14 protein-coding genes and 1 tRNA gene are annotated in these 15547 nt (G+C 70.7%); 6 read left to right on the top strand and 9 right to left on the bottom strand.

From position 1 onward, the window contains the following. Window positions 1-3: 3 nt before the first annotated feature. From BM419_RS23880 to BM419_RS23860, 5 genes are all read right to left on the bottom strand, one after another. Window positions 4-984, bottom strand: coding sequence for an ABC transporter permease (locus BM419_RS23880; RefSeq protein ID WP_020091342.1), 981 nt, complete (start codon window positions 982-984; stop codon window positions 4-6). A gap of 10 nt (window positions 985-994) precedes the next feature. Next, a complete protein-coding gene (locus BM419_RS23875; RefSeq protein ID WP_042672016.1) occupies window positions 995-2611 on the bottom strand; it encodes an ABC transporter substrate-binding protein in 1617 nt (538 codons plus the stop codon). A 351-nt stretch (window positions 2612-2962) separates the two neighbouring features. Beyond that, a complete protein-coding gene (locus BM419_RS23870; RefSeq protein WP_091927856.1) occupies window positions 2963-6121 on the bottom strand; it encodes a multidrug efflux RND transporter permease subunit in 3159 nt (1052 codons plus the stop codon). An 18-nt stretch (window positions 6122-6139) separates the two neighbouring features. Beyond that, complete coding sequence (locus BM419_RS23865; protein WP_026604651.1) at window positions 6140-7420, bottom strand: efflux RND transporter periplasmic adaptor subunit; 1281 nt, start codon at window positions 7418-7420, stop codon at window positions 6140-6142. A gap of 156 nt (window positions 7421-7576) precedes the next feature. Further along, entirely contained in the window at window positions 7577-8005 is a 429-nt protein-coding gene (locus BM419_RS23860) for a hypothetical protein (RefSeq protein WP_056524471.1), read from the bottom strand. Between the two features lie 270 nt (window positions 8006-8275). Here BM419_RS23860 and BM419_RS23855 point away from each other — a divergent pair, with 270 nt between their 5' ends. The 3 genes from BM419_RS23855 (at window position 8276) to BM419_RS23845 (ending at window position 10282) form a co-directional block, all read left to right on the top strand. Then, window positions 8276-8839 (top strand): L,D-transpeptidase, encoded by a 564-nt coding sequence (locus tag BM419_RS23855; RefSeq protein WP_020091347.1) that lies wholly within the window; start codon window positions 8276-8278, stop codon window positions 8837-8839. Between the two features lie 168 nt (window positions 8840-9007). Continuing rightward, window positions 9008-9556: a formaldehyde-activating enzyme gene (locus BM419_RS23850; RefSeq protein ID WP_012321386.1), complete on the top strand. Its 549-nt coding sequence runs from the start codon at window positions 9008-9010 to the stop codon at window positions 9554-9556. Between the two features lie 93 nt (window positions 9557-9649). Beyond that, window positions 9650-10282, top strand: coding sequence for an outer membrane protein (locus BM419_RS23845; protein ID WP_091927855.1), 633 nt, complete (start codon window positions 9650-9652; stop codon window positions 10280-10282). Between the two features lie 50 nt (window positions 10283-10332). On the opposite strand, the gene BM419_RS23840 is transcribed toward BM419_RS23845, so the two are convergent. Next, window positions 10333-11376 (bottom strand): MaoC family dehydratase, encoded by a 1044-nt coding sequence (locus BM419_RS23840; protein WP_091927854.1) that lies wholly within the window; start codon window positions 11374-11376, stop codon window positions 10333-10335. Between the two features lie 12 nt (window positions 11377-11388). Next, a complete protein-coding gene (locus tag BM419_RS23835) occupies window positions 11389-11691 on the bottom strand; it encodes a YggT family protein (protein ID WP_020091350.1) in 303 nt (100 codons plus the stop codon). A gap of 123 nt (window positions 11692-11814) precedes the next feature. Between BM419_RS23835 and BM419_RS23830 the strand changes: the two genes are divergently transcribed. Both BM419_RS23830 and BM419_RS23825 read left to right on the top strand, forming a co-directional pair. Beyond that, window positions 11815-11890 (top strand) — tRNA-Ala (locus tag BM419_RS23830). Window positions 11891-12160: 270 nt separating this feature from the next. After that, window positions 12161-13489: an alpha-amylase family glycosyl hydrolase gene (locus BM419_RS23825; protein ID WP_091927853.1), complete on the top strand. Its 1329-nt coding sequence runs from the start codon at window positions 12161-12163 to the stop codon at window positions 13487-13489. A 53-nt stretch (window positions 13490-13542) separates the two neighbouring features. Here BM419_RS23825 and BM419_RS23820 read toward each other — a convergent pair whose 3' ends face one another. Together BM419_RS23820 and BM419_RS23815 are read right to left on the bottom strand one after the other, a co-directional pair. After that, the gene (locus BM419_RS23820; RefSeq protein WP_020096299.1) at window positions 13543-13926 is read right to left on the bottom strand and encodes a hypothetical protein; all 384 of its coding nucleotides are present in this window, start codon (window positions 13924-13926) and stop codon (window positions 13543-13545) included. Between the two features lie 383 nt (window positions 13927-14309). Beyond that, entirely contained in the window at window positions 14310-14729 is a 420-nt protein-coding gene (locus tag BM419_RS23815) for an RNA polymerase subunit sigma-70 (protein ID WP_244540840.1), read from the bottom strand. A gap of 260 nt (window positions 14730-14989) precedes the next feature. On the opposite strand from BM419_RS23815, the gene BM419_RS23810 reads away from it, so the two are divergent. After that, window positions 14990-15547 (top strand): PAS domain-containing protein (locus tag BM419_RS23810; protein WP_139257099.1); only part of this gene is annotated, 558 nt, incomplete at its 3' end.

The following is a 15547-nucleotide window of genomic DNA, read 5'->3' as shown; positions in this document are numbered from 1 at the left end:
ACCTCACGCCGTCCGCCCGGCGGGCAGCCGCAGGCGCGGGTCCACCACCGTGTAGAGGATGTCGACCACGAGGTTGATGGTCACGAAGATCAGGGCGACGAGCAGTAGGTACGCGGACATGATCGGGATATCGACGTTCTGCACGGCCTGGACGAACAGCAGGCCCATGCCGGGCCACTGGAACACCGTCTCGGTGATGATCGAGAAGGCGATGACCGAGCCGAGCTGCAGCCCCGCGATGGTGATCACCGGCACCAGGGTGTTCTTGAGCGCGTGGCGCAGGTGGACGGCCCGGGTGGTGAGCCCCCGCGCCCGGGCGAAGCGGACGTAGTCGGTGCGCAGCACCTCCAGCATCTCGGCGCGGACCAGCCGCATGATCAGCGTCATCTGGAACAGGCCGAGCGTCACCGAGGGCAGGATCAGCGCCTTGAGCCCGGAGGCGGTCAGGAAGCCGGTGGTCCACCAGCCGAGCCGCACCGTGTCGCCGCGCCCGTAGGAGGGCAGCCAGCCCAGCGTCACCGAGAACAGGTAGATCAGCAGGATGCCGATCAGGAAGGTCGGCAGGCTGATCCCGATCAGCGAGACCGCCTGGAACAGCCCGGCGAGCCAGGACTCGCGGCGCAGCGCGCAGTACACGCCCATCAGGATTCCCACCACCAGGGCGAAGATCGTGGCGCAGAAGGCGAGCTCCAGCGTCGCCGGCATGCGCTCAGCGAGCAGCTGCGAGACCGGCTGCCGGAACTGGTACGAGATGCCGAACTGGCCCCGCACCACGTTGCCGGCGTAGCGGACGAACTGGACCAGGACCGGGTCGTCGAGGCCGAGATCCGTCCGGATCTGGGCCCGCTCGGCCACGGTGGTGTCGGGCCCGACGATCTGGTTCACGGGGTCGCCCGCGAACCGGAACATCGCGAAGGCGATGAGCCCGACGACCGCGAGGACCGCGGCCGCCTGGATCACCCGGCGCAGCAGGAAGGCGAGCACGCCCCGGCCCCTACTGCGGGTCCTTCGACACCCAGTAGAGCAGCAGCAGGTTGTCGGCGCGCTGCGTCAGGTGGACCTTCTTGGAGACGCCCCAGGCCAGCGCCTGCTGGTGCAGCGGGATGTAGCCCCAGTCGGCGTTGAGGACGTCGAAGCCCTCCTTGATCAGGGCGTCGCGCTTGGTCTTGTCGGTCTCGGATTCGACCTTGTCGGCGATCGCGTCGATCTTCGGGTCGCAGTAGCCGGCGAGGTTCCAGCTGCCCCGGCCCGACTTGTCGCCGGGCTTCCGGCAGCCGACGATCTCGTAGAGGATGTTGTGGCTGTCCAGCGAGGACGGGGTCCAGCCCAGCAGGTAGAACGAGGTGTCGTAGGCCGGCGCCAGCACCTTGGCGAAGTACTTGGCCTTCGGCTGGGCGTTCAGGTTCACCTTGACGTTGATGCGGGCAAGCATCGAGACCACCGCCTGGCAGATCGCCTCGTCGTTGACGTAGCGGTCGTTCGGGCAGTCCATGGTCAGCGAGAACCCGTCCGGGTAGCCGGCCTGGGCCATCAGCTCCTTGGCCTTCTTGAGGTCGGTGGCCGGGCGCTTGAACTCGGCGCCGCGGTCGTAGAGGGCCGGGGCAATCATCAGCGCGGAGGGCACCGCCTGCCCGCGCATCACGCGCTTGGCGATCGTGTCCTCGTCGATGGCGAGGTAGAAGGCCTCGCGCACCTTGATGTCCTTGAACGGGTTCTTGCCCTTGACGCTCGAATCCTTCAGCTCGTCCCGGTCCTGGTCCATGCCGAGGAAGATCGTGCGCAGCTCAGGTCCCGCCATCACGGTGGCGGTGCCGCTGGCGTTGACGCGCTGCTGGTCCTGCAGCGGCACCGGGTCGATCCAGTCGACCTCGCCGGAGAGGAGCGCGGCGACGCGGGTCGCCGGGTTGGCGATGGTGGTCAGCACCGCCTCGTCGAGGTTCGACTCGACCTTGCCCCAGTAGCCGTCGAATTTCTTGAAGACGGTCTTCACGCCGGGCTGGTGCTCGGTGATCACGAACGGGCCGGTCCCGTTCTCGTGCAGCGTGGCGTAGCTCGGGCTGGTGGCGCTGGGCGGCGTCGGCTGCACGACGCCGTTCTTCTCGGACCACGCCTTCGACATGATCACCCAGGTCGGGAACTGGGCGATGGCGATCGGGTTCGGCTTCTTCAGCACCATGTCGACGGTGAAGTCGTCGACCTTCACGAACTCGGCGTCGGCGGGCACGTTGGTGGTGAAGTTCGAGCCCGGGGCGCGGACGCGCTGGGCGGAGAAGATCACGTCGTCGGCGGTGAAGGGCGTGCCGTCGTGGAACTTCACGTTCTTGCGCAGGTGGAAGCGCCAGCGGGTCGGCTCGGGCGTCTCCCAGGATTCCGCGAGGCCGGGGGCGAATTTCAGGTTCTTGTCGAGGGTGACGAGGGACTCGTAGGCCGCCTGCTGCATCCCTTCCGTGAAGCTCTCCTTGAGGGAGTACGGGTCGAGGGATTTCAGGTCACCCTGGAAGGCGAAGCGGAAGACGTTGGCGGCCTGCGCGGGCAGCGCGGCGAACGCGAACGTCGCGACCGTGCTCGCGGCCACGCCGCGGGCGAGGGTCTTCAGGGCTGAGCGGGACAAGCGGATCTCCGAGACCGTGAATGCGCCACCGGCCGGCTGCCCCGGCGGTGTCCACCGCGGCGTCAGCAAGCATCGGACCATCTGTATACAAGACGAGGGCCGAGCCTGTCGCGGGGGCGCGACATCTCGTGTCTTCCGAAGCGCGTTCCGAAGCGCGTTTTCCCCGCTTCATCCCCGTTACAGAATCGCGGCTTCGACGCGCCCCGTCTTGGCGAGCGCACCGAAGCCATCCAGGGCGGCGCCGCGCGACGGCGCGCTGCCCTGGGTCACGTCGCTCCGCTCGTGATGACGGAGCGGGCGGCATCCAGCGAAGACGTCGACCGGACGCCGCAACGCGCGGCCGGCGCCGGCCTACTCGGCCGCCACCCGCGCGGGCTCGTGCCGCGCCTCGGCCTCCGCCGCCTCGCCCTCCGCCACCGCCTTGCGCCGGAACAGGCGCATGACGACGACGAAGAAGACCGGCACGAAGAACACCGCCAGCACGGTCGCGGTGATCATGCCGCCCATCACGCCGGTGCCGATCGCCTGCTGGCTCTTCGAGGCGGCGCCGGTGGCGATGGCCAGCGGCACCACGCCGAAGATGAAGGCGAGCGAGGTCATCACGATCGGCCGGAACCGGAGCGTCGCCGCCTCGACCGCGGCCCGCACCACCGAGGTGCCGGGCTTCCAGAGGTCCTTGGCGAACTCCACGATCAGGATCGCGTTCTTGGCCGAGAGGCCGATGATCGTGATCAGCCCGATCTTGAAGTACACGTCGTTGGGCATGCCGCGCAGGTACACGGCCGCCACCGCGCCGATGACGCCGAGCGGGATGACCAGCATCACCGAGACCGGGATCGCCCAGCTCTCGTAGAGCGCGGCGAGGCACAGGAACACGATCAGCACCGACAGGGCGAGCAGCAGGCTCGCCTGGCTGCCCGCCTGCTTCTCCTGGTAGGACTGACCCGTCCAGGCGTAGCCGAAGCCCTTCGGCAGCTGCAGCATCAGCCGCTCCATCTCGGCGATGGCGTCGCCCGACGTGTAGCCGGGGTTCGGCTCGCCGGTGAAGCGCGCCGACTGGTAGCCGTTGAAGCCGACGATCTGGCTCGGCCCCATGCTCCATTTCAGCTCCGCGAAGGACGACATCGGCACCATCGTGTTGGTGGCGTTCTTCACCGCGTAGTTGAGGATGTCCGACGCGTTCATGCGCTGGAGCTGCTCGGCCTGCACGTAGACCCGCTGCATCTTGCCCCGGTTGGGGAAGTCGTTCGGGTAGACCGAGCCGAGGTTGAGCTGGATCGTGTTGTTGATGTCCTCGAACTTCACGCCGAGCGCGGCCGCCTTCTCGCGGTCGATCACCAGCTCCGCCTGCGGGGTCGGCGGCAGGCCCTCGATCTTCACCTTCTGGAGAACCGGGCTCTGCGAGGCCAGCTTCAGGAGCTGTTCCTGGGCCGACAGCAGGGCCGCGTAGCCGCGGTTGGCCCGGTCCTGCAGGCGGAACGAGAAGCCCGCCGCGTTGCCGAGGTTGTCGACCGGCGGCGGCTCCTGCGCGTCCACCGTGGCGTCGCGGTACGTGGCGAGGGCCGCGTTGGTGCCGGCCACGAGCGCGGCGGCCGAGTTCTTGGCGTCGCGCTGGCTCCACGGCTTGAGGGTGACGAAGGCCTGGCTGGTGCTCGGGGCCTGCCCCGAGAACGAGAAGCCGTTGAGCATCGTCACGGTGGCGACGCCGGGCTGCGCCAGCAGGTGCTCCTCGACCCTGCGCACCGCCTCCTGGGTGCGGTTGTAGGAGGCACCCGGGGGCGTCTGGATGTCGACCGTGAAGAAGCCCTGGTCCTCGACCGGCAGGAAGCCCTCCGGCAGGTTGACGAAGGCGTAGGCCGTGCCCGCCACCAGCGCGACGTAGACCAGCATCACCCGGCCGGACTTCCGGATGAACGCCGCGGTGCCGCGGCCGTAGCGGGCGGTCTCACGATCGACGAAGCGGTTGAACATCCCGAACACGCCGCCCTTGGCGTGGCCGTGCCCCTTCTCGATCGGCTTCAGGAAGGTCGCGCAGAGCGCCGGCGTCAGCGACAGGGCGAGCAGCGCCGAGAAGGCGATGGAGGTCACCATCGCGATCGAGAACTGCCGGTAGATGATGCCCACCGAGCCGGGGAAGAACGCCATCGGGATGAACACGGCGATCAGCACCAGGGTGATGCCGATGATCGCGCCGGTGATCTGCCCCATGGCCTTCTTGGTGGCCTCCTTGGGGGGCAGCCCCTCCTCGTTCATGATCCGCTCGACGTTCTCCACCACCACGATGGCGTCGTCGACCAGGATGCCGATGGCCAGCACCATGCCGAACATGGTGAGCACGTTCACCGAGAAGCCCGAGATCCACATCACCGTGACCGTGCCCATGAGGGCGATCGGCACCACGATGGTGGGGATCAGGGTGTAGCGGATGTTCTGCAGGAACAGGAACATCACGAGGAAGACCAGCACCACCGCCTCGACCAGCGTGTGCAGCACCTTCTCGATGGAGGCCTCCACCGCCGGGGTGATGTCGTAGGGGATGTCCCACTTCAGGTCCGGCGGGAAGAACTGGGACAGCTCCACCATCTTGGCGCGGATCGCCTTGGCGGTCTCGAGCGCGTTGCCGTCCGGGGCGAGCGTCACCGAGATGCCGGCGGCGGGGCCGCCGTTGAGGCGCGTGGAGAACTGGTAGGCGTCGCCGCCGAGCTCGATCCGGGCGACGTCGCGCAGGCGCACGTTCGAGCCGTCGGGATTGGCCCGCAGCACGATGGCGCCGAACTCCTCGATCGTGCCGAGCTGGCCCTTCACGATGATCGGCACGGTGAGCGCCTGCCGGGTCGGGCTCGGCTGCGCGCCGACCGAGCCGGAGGCGACCTGGACGTTCTGGTTGCGGATCGCGTCGGTGACGTCCGAGGCGCTGAGCGAGAGGCCGCGCAGCTTGTCGGGATCGACCCAGACGCGCAGCGACCGCTCCGTCGAGTAAAGCGTCGCGCGGCCGACGCCGGGGATGCGGCGGATCTCGTTGATGACGTTGCGGATCAGGAAGTCGCCGAGGCCGACCTCGTCCATCGACCCGTCCTTGGAGACCAGGGTGATGATGTTGAGGGTCGCGGCCGAGGCCTCCTCCACGAGGATGCCCTGCTGGCGCACCTCGGCCGGGAGGCGCGCCTCCACGCGCTTCAGCCGGTTCTGCACCTCGACCGAGGCGAGCGACGGGTCGGTGCCGGGCTGGAAGGTGGCGGTGATGTTGACCGAGCCGAACGAGTCGGTGGTCGACTCGAAGCTCATGATGTTGGCGGCGCCGTTCAGCTCATCCTCGATGAGCCGGGTGGTGCCGATGTAGAGGCTCTCCACGGAGGCGCCCGGATAGGCCGTGGACAGGGCGATGGAGGGCGGGGCGATCACCGGGTACTGCGCCACCGGCAGGTTCGGGATGGCGAGCGCGCCGCCGAGGCAGATGAACAGCGCCACCACCCAGGCGAAGACCGGGCGGTCGATGAAGAAGCGTGCCATGATCGGGCTCTCCCGGACTCAGTGGCGCTGCTGGACGGCGGCGGCCCGCGGGGTGACCTCCGCCTTGTCGCCCGGCACGTCGGGCGCCTCGTCGGTGTCGTGCTTCGGTCCGGTCTCGCCGTGGACCGGGGTCTGGTCGAGGGGCTTCACCTTGGCGCCGACGGTGATCTTCTGGAAGCCGTCGATGATGACGCGCTCGCCGGCCTTGAGGCCCGAGCGGATCAGCCAGTTCTGCCCGACCACCGGCCCGACCTCGACGGGCTGGCGCATCACGGTCTCGTCGGCGCGCACGATCCAGACCTCGGCGCGGCCGTCGTCGGTGCGCTGGATCGCCTGCTGCGGCACCGCGATCGCGTCGGAATCGATGCCCTGCTTGATCCGCGCCCGCACGTACATGCCGGGGAACAGCTCGTCGTGCGGGTTCGGGAACTGCACCCGCAGCGTCACCTGGCCGGTGCTCGGGTCGGCGGTGACGTCCGAGAACAGCAGCCGGCCCGCCAGCGGGTAGAGGGAGCCGTCATCCATGATCAGGTGGACGTTGGCGGTGTTGTCCTCCAGCCGCGCCAGCTCGCCGCTCGCGAGGTCCCGGCGCAGGCGGTTCAGCTCGCCGACCGACTGGGTGATGTCGACGTAGATCGGGTCGAGCTGCTGGATCGTGGCGAGCGCGCCCGTGGAGCCCGGCTCGATCAGCGTGCCCTCGGTGAGCAGCGCCCGGCCGATGCGGCCGGTGATCGGCGCGCGCACGTCGGTCCAGCCGAGGTTGAGCTGCGCGCGGTCGCGGGTCGCCTTGGCGCCGGCCACCTCGGCCTCCGCCTGCTTCTTGGCCGCGAAGGCGGCGTCGTACTGCGCCTGGCTCGCGGTGGCGCGGGAGAGCAGCTGCTCGAGCCGGTCGGCCTGCTGGCGGGCGAGCACCAGGGCAGCCTCCTGGCGGGCGAGGGCCGCCTCGGCGCTGGCGAGCTCAACCTCGTAGGGCGCCGGGTCGATCTTGTAGAGGATGTCGCCCTCCTTGACCTGGCTGCCCTGCTCGAAGAGCCGCTTGACCACGAGCCCGGAGACCCGGGAGCGGACCTCGGCGATGCGCATCGGCGCGACGCGGCCCGGCAGGTCGCGCAGGTAGGGGATCGCCTGGGGCTCCACCTTGACGAACCCGACCTCCGGCACCGGCGGGGCCGGCGCGGCGACCTGCTTCGGGTTGCAGGCGGCGACACCCAGCAGGAGCAGGGCCGCGGGCAGGAGGGCGGTCGCGCGGGCCGAGGCGCGGAACGACGACGGGATTCTGGCGGACAAAGTGCGGGTCACGATTACCGACGCTCCTGAAAGCATGCGTCTGCTGAGGCTGGCGCGGAGCGTGGGCCCGCGCATCGTCGAGTCAGATCCCGGGACCGGTCACGAGGCCGGTCGGGCGAAGATCAGGACGGGCGCGCCATCATGCCGGCCGCGAGACCGGCGCGCGCGTCAGGCCCGGCGTGGAGGCCGGTGCGGCGAACCGTCCGGCGCGGAGGCCGGTACGCTGTCGGACCTGTAGTCGAACGATGCGGTGACAGTGTGACGGGGGCGCGGCGCGTCGACCGGCGGGCGCGGCAGCCCCAGTTCGGTGAGGATCTCGCTGTCGGCGGCGCAGAGATCGGTGCGGCCGAAGACCGAACGCTTGGCCTCGGACCGCTTGGCCTCGGGCTGCGCGTCCGGCGTGCCGGACAGGATCGTCAGGCGCGGGCTCGCGATGGCGCAGGCCGGGCCCTCCGGGCGCGCGGCCTCGGCCCGCGCGGGTGCGGCCACCAGCGCGGCCGTCGCGAGCACGAGCAGCGCCAGCGCGGCGAGGCCTCGGGCGAGGCGGTCCGGCAGGCCCGCGGCGCGGCGGGTCAGGAGAGCGGCGGATCGGATCACGAGTCTGAGATAAGCACGGCTGTCGCCGCGCGCAATCACCCACGGCGTCGCGCCACCCGCCCAGTGTTGCGCGCAGCACACAGCTGCGCCCGGAAGTGGCCATACCGGCGGGCCGGCCTCAACCTTGCCGTGAAGTCCGGGCCGGCTCGTCCCATGCGCGCAGGGGTTCCGCGCGGGCCCGGCCGAGATCTGCGAAGACCCGCCGAGATCCGCGAAGACACGCGAAGACCCGCGAGTCCCCGCGCCGCGACGAACGGAGGACGGAAGACCATGGCGAGACGGATCGCGCTACTCGGGCTCGCGGGCCTGCTGCTCGGGAGCGCCCCGGCGGCGGCCGCCAACCCGCTGGACAGAGGTCCGATCGCGGACTTCCTCAACATCTTCCGCAGCCAGGCGATCCCGCGCGAGACGGTGGCGTGGACCGGCAAGGAGAAGCCCGGCACCATCGTGGTCTCGACCCGCCAGCGCCGACTCTACTACGTGCTCGGCGGCGGCGCGGCGGTCCGCTACGGCGTGGGCGTCGGGCGGCAGGGCTTCTCGTGGTCCGGCACCAAGACCGTCACCATGAAGAAGGAATGGCCGGACTGGCGCCCGCCGCAGCAGATGCTGGCCCGCCGCCCCGACCTGCCGCGGTACATGGCCGGCGGCCAGGACAACCCGCTGGGCGCCCGCGCCCTCTATCTCGGCTCGTCGCTCTACCGCATCCACGGCTCGAACGAGCCCGAGACGATGGGCGCGGCGGTCTCGTCCGGCTGCATCCGCATGACCAACAAGGACGTGACCGACCTCTACGACCGGGTCCGCGTCGGCACCAAGGTCATCGTGCGCGACTGACCGGGCGGGCGGCCGCGACGGCCGCCTCCCTCCGGCCGCCCCCTCCTCCCGCGCCGCGGAGCCGCAGCCGGTGGCGTGCGCCCGCCCGCGTCGACAGGCGCGGCGGGCCGGTGTTAGGAGCCGCGCCGTCGGGCAGAGCCGGATCGCCCGACCGCCACGAGGTACAGCATGAACGAGCGCATCATCCTGCGGGCCGGCGAGGCCCTGGTCGCGGGCGGGCCGCCCAACACCGCCTCCGAGCCCGAGGTCATCATCGGCGAGCTCGACGGGCCGGTCGGCACCGCCCTGGCCACGCTGACCGGCGATCAGGTCGTCGGCCACAGCCGCGTCTTCGCCCTGCTCAACACCGACATCATGGTCCGCCCGGTCACCCTGTGCGTGTCCAAGGTCAGCGTCACCGAGAGCAAGTACACCTCGATCCTGATGGGCACCGTCCAGTTCGCCATCGCCAACGGCGTGCTGGACGCCGTGCGCGCCGGCTACATCCCCAAACACAAGGCCAACGACCTCGGCATCATCTGCTCGGTCTGGCTCAGCCCGGGCGTCATCGAGGCCCAGCACGTCGACCACAAGGCGCTGTTCGACATCCAGCGCCGGGGCATGACCGAGGCCATCCGCAAGGCCATGACCAACGAGCCCTCGATCGACTGGCTCCTCGAGAACCAGGACAAGATCACCCACAAGTACTACCAGATGGGCCTCGACGGAAAAATCTGAGCGCCCGGTCAGCGGCGGGCGGGGCGCGCACGATCCCGCGGGCGACCACGGCCAAGCCTGTCGCGATCCGGTGCCTTCGGGTAGGATGGCGGCATGAGCAGACGCGCCGATTCCCGTCCGTTCCGCCGCCTCGCGGCCGGCCTCGTGCTCGGGGCCTGCTGGCTCCCGGCCGGTCCCGCCGCCGCCCAGGCGCTGTTCTGGCCGTCCATCGGCTTCGCGCCGCTGCCCTCCTTCGCGTGGCCGCAGATGCCCGAGGACGCGTACGGCCGCTGGACCGGCTCCTACGCCCGCCTGTCGACCGGCTACGCGGTCAGCACGTCCCGTCATCTCGGCAGCTATTCGGGACCGACCCTCGGGTTCGAGGGCGGCCGGATGTGGCAGGAGGGCCCGATTCTCTACGGCATCAGCGGCGGGTTCGACTATCTCGCCGGCCTCGGCGGCAACCTCACGCCGGGCTACGGGCGGCTCGCCTATTCCAACGACTTCGCCGGATCCCTGGAGGTGAAGGTCGGCACCCTCGTCGCGCCGGACGTGCTGGTCTACGCCAAGACCGGCGCCCTGGCCCTGCACCAGACGCTGCGCGTCGGGCCGACCCCGGGGTCGCTGCCGTTCGCGCGCCAGGACATCGCGGTCCGGCCGGTGGCCGGCGTGGGCGTCGAGTGGGCGGTCACGGACCGCCTGTCGCTCGCGGTCGAGGCGGGCGTGGTCGGCGGCGGGATCCGCTGAGGCGCGCCCCCGCCGGCCTCGCCGAGCGGTGCCGTCCGGGGCGCGGCCGCCTATTTCGGCACGAACGCCCAGTAGTCGAGGTCGAGGATCACCGCCGGGTCGTAGCCGTCGCCGGCGCGGTCCGGGAAGGCGCCGCAGGGCTGGTTCTTGGTGGCGACCGTGCGCAGGCGCAGGAGCCCGACATCGTCGCGGCCGACATCGGCGGTCGCCAGCACCTCGCTCCAGGCATAGACCGTGTCGCCGGCGAAGAGCGGCGCCACGTGGCGGCCGGCGTTGATGCCCGCGAGGGCGAAGGCGTTGCCGAGCCCGTTGAAGCTCAGCGCCCGCGCCAGCGAGATCACGTGGCCGCCGTAGATCAGGCGCCGGCCGAAGCGGGTGTCCTTGGCGGCCAGCCCGTCGAAATGCACCTTGGCGGTGTTCTGGAACAGGCGCGTGGCGATCTGGTGCTCGGCCTCCTCGACGGTCATGCCGTCGACGTGGTCGATCTTCTCACCCACCGCGTAATCCGCGAAGCGGTGCGGGCTGCCGGCGAGGTCGGTGTCGTAGGCGGCGGCCGAGAGCTTCGGCAGCGCGCCCGCGAGGTCCTGCGGGTCGACCACCTTGGCGAGGCTCGGCACGTGCTCCTCGGCGATCGCCGCCTCGGGGTCGCGCTTGCGCACGAGCACCCAGCGGCAATAGCTCAGCACGGTCTCGCCGCGCTCGTCGGAGCCCACCGAGCGGACGTAGACCACGCCGGTCTGCCGGTTCGAGCTCTCCTTGAGGCCGATCACCGCCGACACGGTGGAGAGCGTCTCGCCCGGGTAGACCGGCCGCCGGAACCCGCCCTCGGCGTAGCCGAGATTGGCCAGCGCGTTGAGGGAGACGTCCGGGACGGTCTTGCCGAACACCATGTGGAAGGCGAGCAGGTCGTCGAGTGGGCTCTTCGGGTAGCCGATGGCCCGGGCGAAGGCGTCCGACGACTGCACGGCGAAGCGCGGCCCGTAGAGGCCCGTGTACAGCGCCACGTCGCCCACCGTCACGGTGCGCGGGGTGGCGTGGCGGATGGTCTCGCCGAGGCGGAAATCCTCGAAGAAGCGGCCGGGATTCGTCTTCACGGGCGTTCGACCCTACTGCGTGTAAACGTAAGCTGCGGGCACGGCGTATTCATGCAGCAGACGGCTGATGAACAGCAGCAGCAAGATGAGGATGATCGGCGAGATGTCGACACCCCCGAGATTGGGCAGCAGGTTGCGGATCGGCCGCAGCACCGGCTCGGTCAGCCGGTAGAGCACCTCGCCGATCTGCGCGACGATCGGGTTGCGCACGTTCACCACGTTGAACGCGACGAGCCAGCTGAGAACCGCGCTTGCGATGAGGACGTAGATGAAAAGCTGGACGACCGTGTCGAAGAGCCAGATCAGGGCGTTCATGCGGGTCCGCGCGTATCCTTCGGGCCGCCCGCACCCCAGCGCCGGAGCGGCGCGCGGCGGGCGACGTTGAAACAGGGAATTGACAGGCTGAGCCGCCCGCGCCTACAAGGCCGGCGCCTCGACGGGGCTGTAGCTCAGATGGGAGAGCGCCGCAATCGCACTGCGGAGGTCAGGGGTTCGAATCCCCTCAGCTCCACCAGGCTTTCCTGGTGACAAGACAGCGTCCCGGTTCCGCAGCGATAGCGCTGGCGCGGCCGGGACTTAGCGCCGGTCCGCGGAGATCTCTTCCCGCCCCGCGCCACCTGCCCGATCCCACATCCCGACCCGTGACCGCGCCTGGCTCCAGGTCTCGGTCCGGGCTGCCCGGAGATCCCCCGCCGCGAGCCGAGGCCGCGTCCGGGCCGGCGGCGAGCCTGCAACCATCGCGGCGCGGCAGGGTTCGGTCCCGATCGGAGACGGAGGAGGTCGCGTGGCGTCCTGGATCGAACAGGCAGTCTGGTGGCAGGTCTTTCCCCTCGGCTTCGTCGGAGCCCCCGACGAAGCCGATCCGGCCGCACCGGTCACGCACCGCCTCGCCCACCTGCACGGCTGGCTCGACTACGCGGTCGAGCTCGGCGCGTCCGGGCTGGCGCTCGGGCCGATCTTCGCGGCCTCCACGCACGGCTACGACACGGTCGACCATTTCCGCATCGACCCGCGCCTCGGCGACGAGGCCGATTTCGACGCCCTGGTCGCGGCGGCCCGGGCCCGCGGCCTCCGCGTCCTGCTCGACGGCGTGTTCAACCATGTCGGGCGGGCGCACCCGGCCTTCCAGGACGTCCTGCGGCACGGGCCCGAATCCGAGCGGGCCGGCTGGTTCCGGCTGTCCTGGCCGCGGGGCTCCGGCCCGGGCATCGAGCCGGACTACGCCTGCTTCGAGGGGCACCGGCAGCTCGTCACGCTCAACCACGACGACCCGCGAATCGCCGACCATGTCGCCGCCGTCATGGGCCACTGGCTCGCCCGGGGCGCCGACGGCTGGCGGCTGGACGCGGCCTACGCGGTGCCGCCGCGCTTCTGGGCGCGCGTGCTGCGGCAGGTCCGCCTCGCGCATCCGGAGGCCTACATCGTCGGCGAGGTGATCCACGGCGACTACGCCCGCATCGTGCAGGACACCGGCATGGATTCGGTGACCCAGTACGAGCTCTGGAAGGCGATCTGGAGCGCCCTCAACGATCGCAACCTGTTCGAGCTGGCCCACGCCCTGGACCGGCACAACGGCCTTCTCGACAGGTTCGCGCCCCTGACCTTCGTGGGCAACCACGACGTGACGCGCATCGCGAGCCGGCTCACCGACGAGCGGCACCTGCCGCACGCGATGGCGATCCTGCTGACCTGCGGCGGGACGCCCTCGATCTACGCCGGCGACGAGCAGGCCTTCCGCGGCGTGAAGGAGGAGCGGGTCGGCGGCGACGACGCCATCCGGCCAGCCTTCCCGCCGACGCCCGCGGATCTCGCTCCCTACGGCTGGCCGATCTACCGGCTGCACCGGGACCTGATCGCCCTCCGGCGGCGCCACGCCGGGCTCCACCGCGCGCGGGCGCGGGCGCTGCACCTCGCCAACGCGCAGATCGTGCTCGCGCTGGGCGACGGGAGCGCGCGGGTGCTGACGGCCCTGAACCTCGCCGACGCGGACGCGACGCTGCCGGTGCCGGAAGCCCGGGCGATCGAGGCCGGCACCGGCGATCTCGCCGAGGCCGGCAGCACCGGCGCCCGCGTGACCATTCCGGCCCACGGCTGGGCCGTCCTGACCGTGTGACCGCCGCGCCTCGGCCGGAAAGGGGCCGGAAAGGGGCCGACCGCCCGCTCTCCCTAGCCGGTGCGGCGGGCCGTCCAACGCCCCGCGCACGCACCGAGCCCGGACAGCGTCCAGCGGCCGGTCCCGGCGGACCCGCGCAGGCGGCCCGTGACCGAGACGCTGGCCAGCCCCTTGCGGATCGTGCCGGTGATCCGGCCGTCCGGCCCGGCCCGGCCGGAGGCGTCGACGCCGTTGCCGCCGACGTCGTCCACGGTCCCGTCCCGGATGACGATGGGATAGCTGTAGGGCCCCGTGCAGCTCCCGCTCTCCGCGGTGGCGATGACCGACCATGACCCGTCGAACCGGTTGGCCGCGGAGGCTCCCGTCGCGGCGCAGACGGTCGTGCAGGCGGTCAGGATCAGGGCGGGCGCGAGCCGTGCGGCGCGAAGTCGGGTCATCGTCTCCTCAGTGATGGTCTCGAATCTCGGATGGGATTCCTCCGTGCCGGGCGGATCCGTCGCGCGGCACGGCGCGCGCGCGGACCGTCAGTCGGTGCGGTCGCCCGACGGAGCGTCGGGAGCCGGAGCACGGGGTGAAAGGGCAACGGGCCGGACGCGCGCCCGGAGCGGCGCGAGCGCCCGGCCTCGCGGCCGTGCCGGACAAGAGGGCCATCCGCCCGGCACAACCTCGGAAAAGGGGCGCGGAACCCGGCGGCGCCCGACGGCGCACGGCGCGTTCCACGACCGCGATATGGGGCCTAACACATTCGTGGGAATGAGATATTTTTACCAGTACGCCGTGTTTCTCACCGGCTCCGCGGGATGCCACGCGCCGACATGTCTCAGCGGGCCATCCCGGCAGACACGCCGTTCCGCGACAGGCCGGTCGGCCCGGCGCGGCCGCCCGCGGGGCGGCTGCGCAGGAACGTGTCGAGCCATGCGGGCATCCCGGTTCCGGGCCGGAACGCCGCCCGGCGCTCCCAGGCCTTCAGGAGGGTGAGCCGGACGAGGTCGTCCCCCTGGACATCGCCCGCGATGGCGTCGCGGGTCAGCGTCAGCGCGCGGCGGCGCAGGTCCGGCACGGCGTCGACCAGCGCCGCCCCGAAGCCGACCGGGACCTGCCCCTCGGCCTCCGCGGCGTCCGCGGCCTCTGACAGGCGGTCGAGCAGGCGTCTTAGACGCGAAGTTTCCTCAAGTTCTGCAACTTCTGGAAAATTCTCGCGCCGACCCGCACATGATGTCGCACCCGGTGCGGAGATCACGTCCCCGTGTTCCGCGGGCCCCCGCACTAGTGGGTCAATATCCTGCACGGTCGGCATGGCCACGTCTTCTGGGAAGGGGGGCCGAGAGCGCGCGGGAACGGCGTCTCGGCGTTACGAGCATTTATCTTTGGCTCAAAACGCCCGCGTCAATGGTGCGCGTATACCAGGAAAATAACTTAGATGAGGGAACCGGCTTGTGCGCAACCCGTTTGTGCCCCGCTGCCGACAGGGCAGTGACCGCGTGAAGGGGTACGGAAGCTGTGACGGCGGGCGTCGACAGGCATGAACTCCGGCAGATCATCGCCGGCCTGAGCGAGGGCGTGATCCTGGTCGAGCCCGACCAGACCATCGCCTACGCCAACGCGGCCGCCCTGGCGATGCACGGTGCCGAGAGCCTCGACGAGCTCGGCTCCACCGTCGACGCCTATCGCGACCGCTTCTGCCTCCGCTACCGCAACCACATCACGCCCAACCAGTACCCGATCGAGCGCGTGATCGCTGGCGAGCGCTTCCACGACGTGGTGGTCGAGGTGCGGCGGGCCGACAAGCCCGACATGGACTTCGTGCACTCGCTGCGCAGCCTCGTGGCCACGGACCGCGACGGCAACCCGAGCTGCCTCGCGCTGATCCTGAAGGACGTCTCCGACCAGTTCGAGGCCGAGGAGCGGTTCGAGCGCACCTTCAACGCCAACCCGGCCCCGGCCGTGATCACGCGGCTGTCCGACCTGCGCCACGTCAGGGTCAATCTCGGCTTCCTGGAGATGACCGGCCACACCCGCGACGCCGTCATCGGCCGCAGCGTCTACGAGGTCGACGTC

The organism is Methylobacterium sp. yr668 (assembly GCF_900116245.1).
Classification (GTDB): Bacteria; Pseudomonadota; Alphaproteobacteria; order Rhizobiales; family Beijerinckiaceae; genus Methylobacterium.
Note: the sequence above shows the minus strand (reverse complement) of the source record. Positions and strands in the feature narration are given on the sequence as shown.

Excerpts from the sequence above, each read along its gene's own strand:
- BM419_RS23835 (WP_020091350.1), bottom strand. The coding sequence starts at position 11,691 with ATGAACGCCCTGATCTGGCTCTTCGACACGGTCGTCCAGCTTTTCATC.
- BM419_RS23855 (WP_020091347.1), top strand. The coding sequence starts at position 8,276 with ATGGCGAGACGGATCGCGCTACTCGGGCTCGCGGGCCTGCTGCTCGGG.
- BM419_RS23870 (WP_091927856.1), bottom strand. The coding sequence starts at position 6,121 with ATGGCACGCTTCTTCATCGACCGCCCGGTCTTCGCCTGGGTGGTGGCG.
- BM419_RS23820 (WP_020096299.1), bottom strand. The coding sequence starts at position 13,926 with ATGACCCGACTTCGCGCCGCACGGCTCGCGCCCGCCCTGATCCTGACC.
- BM419_RS23850 (WP_012321386.1), top strand. The coding sequence starts at position 9,008 with ATGAACGAGCGCATCATCCTGCGGGCCGGCGAGGCCCTGGTCGCGGGC.
- BM419_RS23845 (WP_091927855.1), top strand. The coding sequence starts at position 9,650 with ATGAGCAGACGCGCCGATTCCCGTCCGTTCCGCCGCCTCGCGGCCGGC.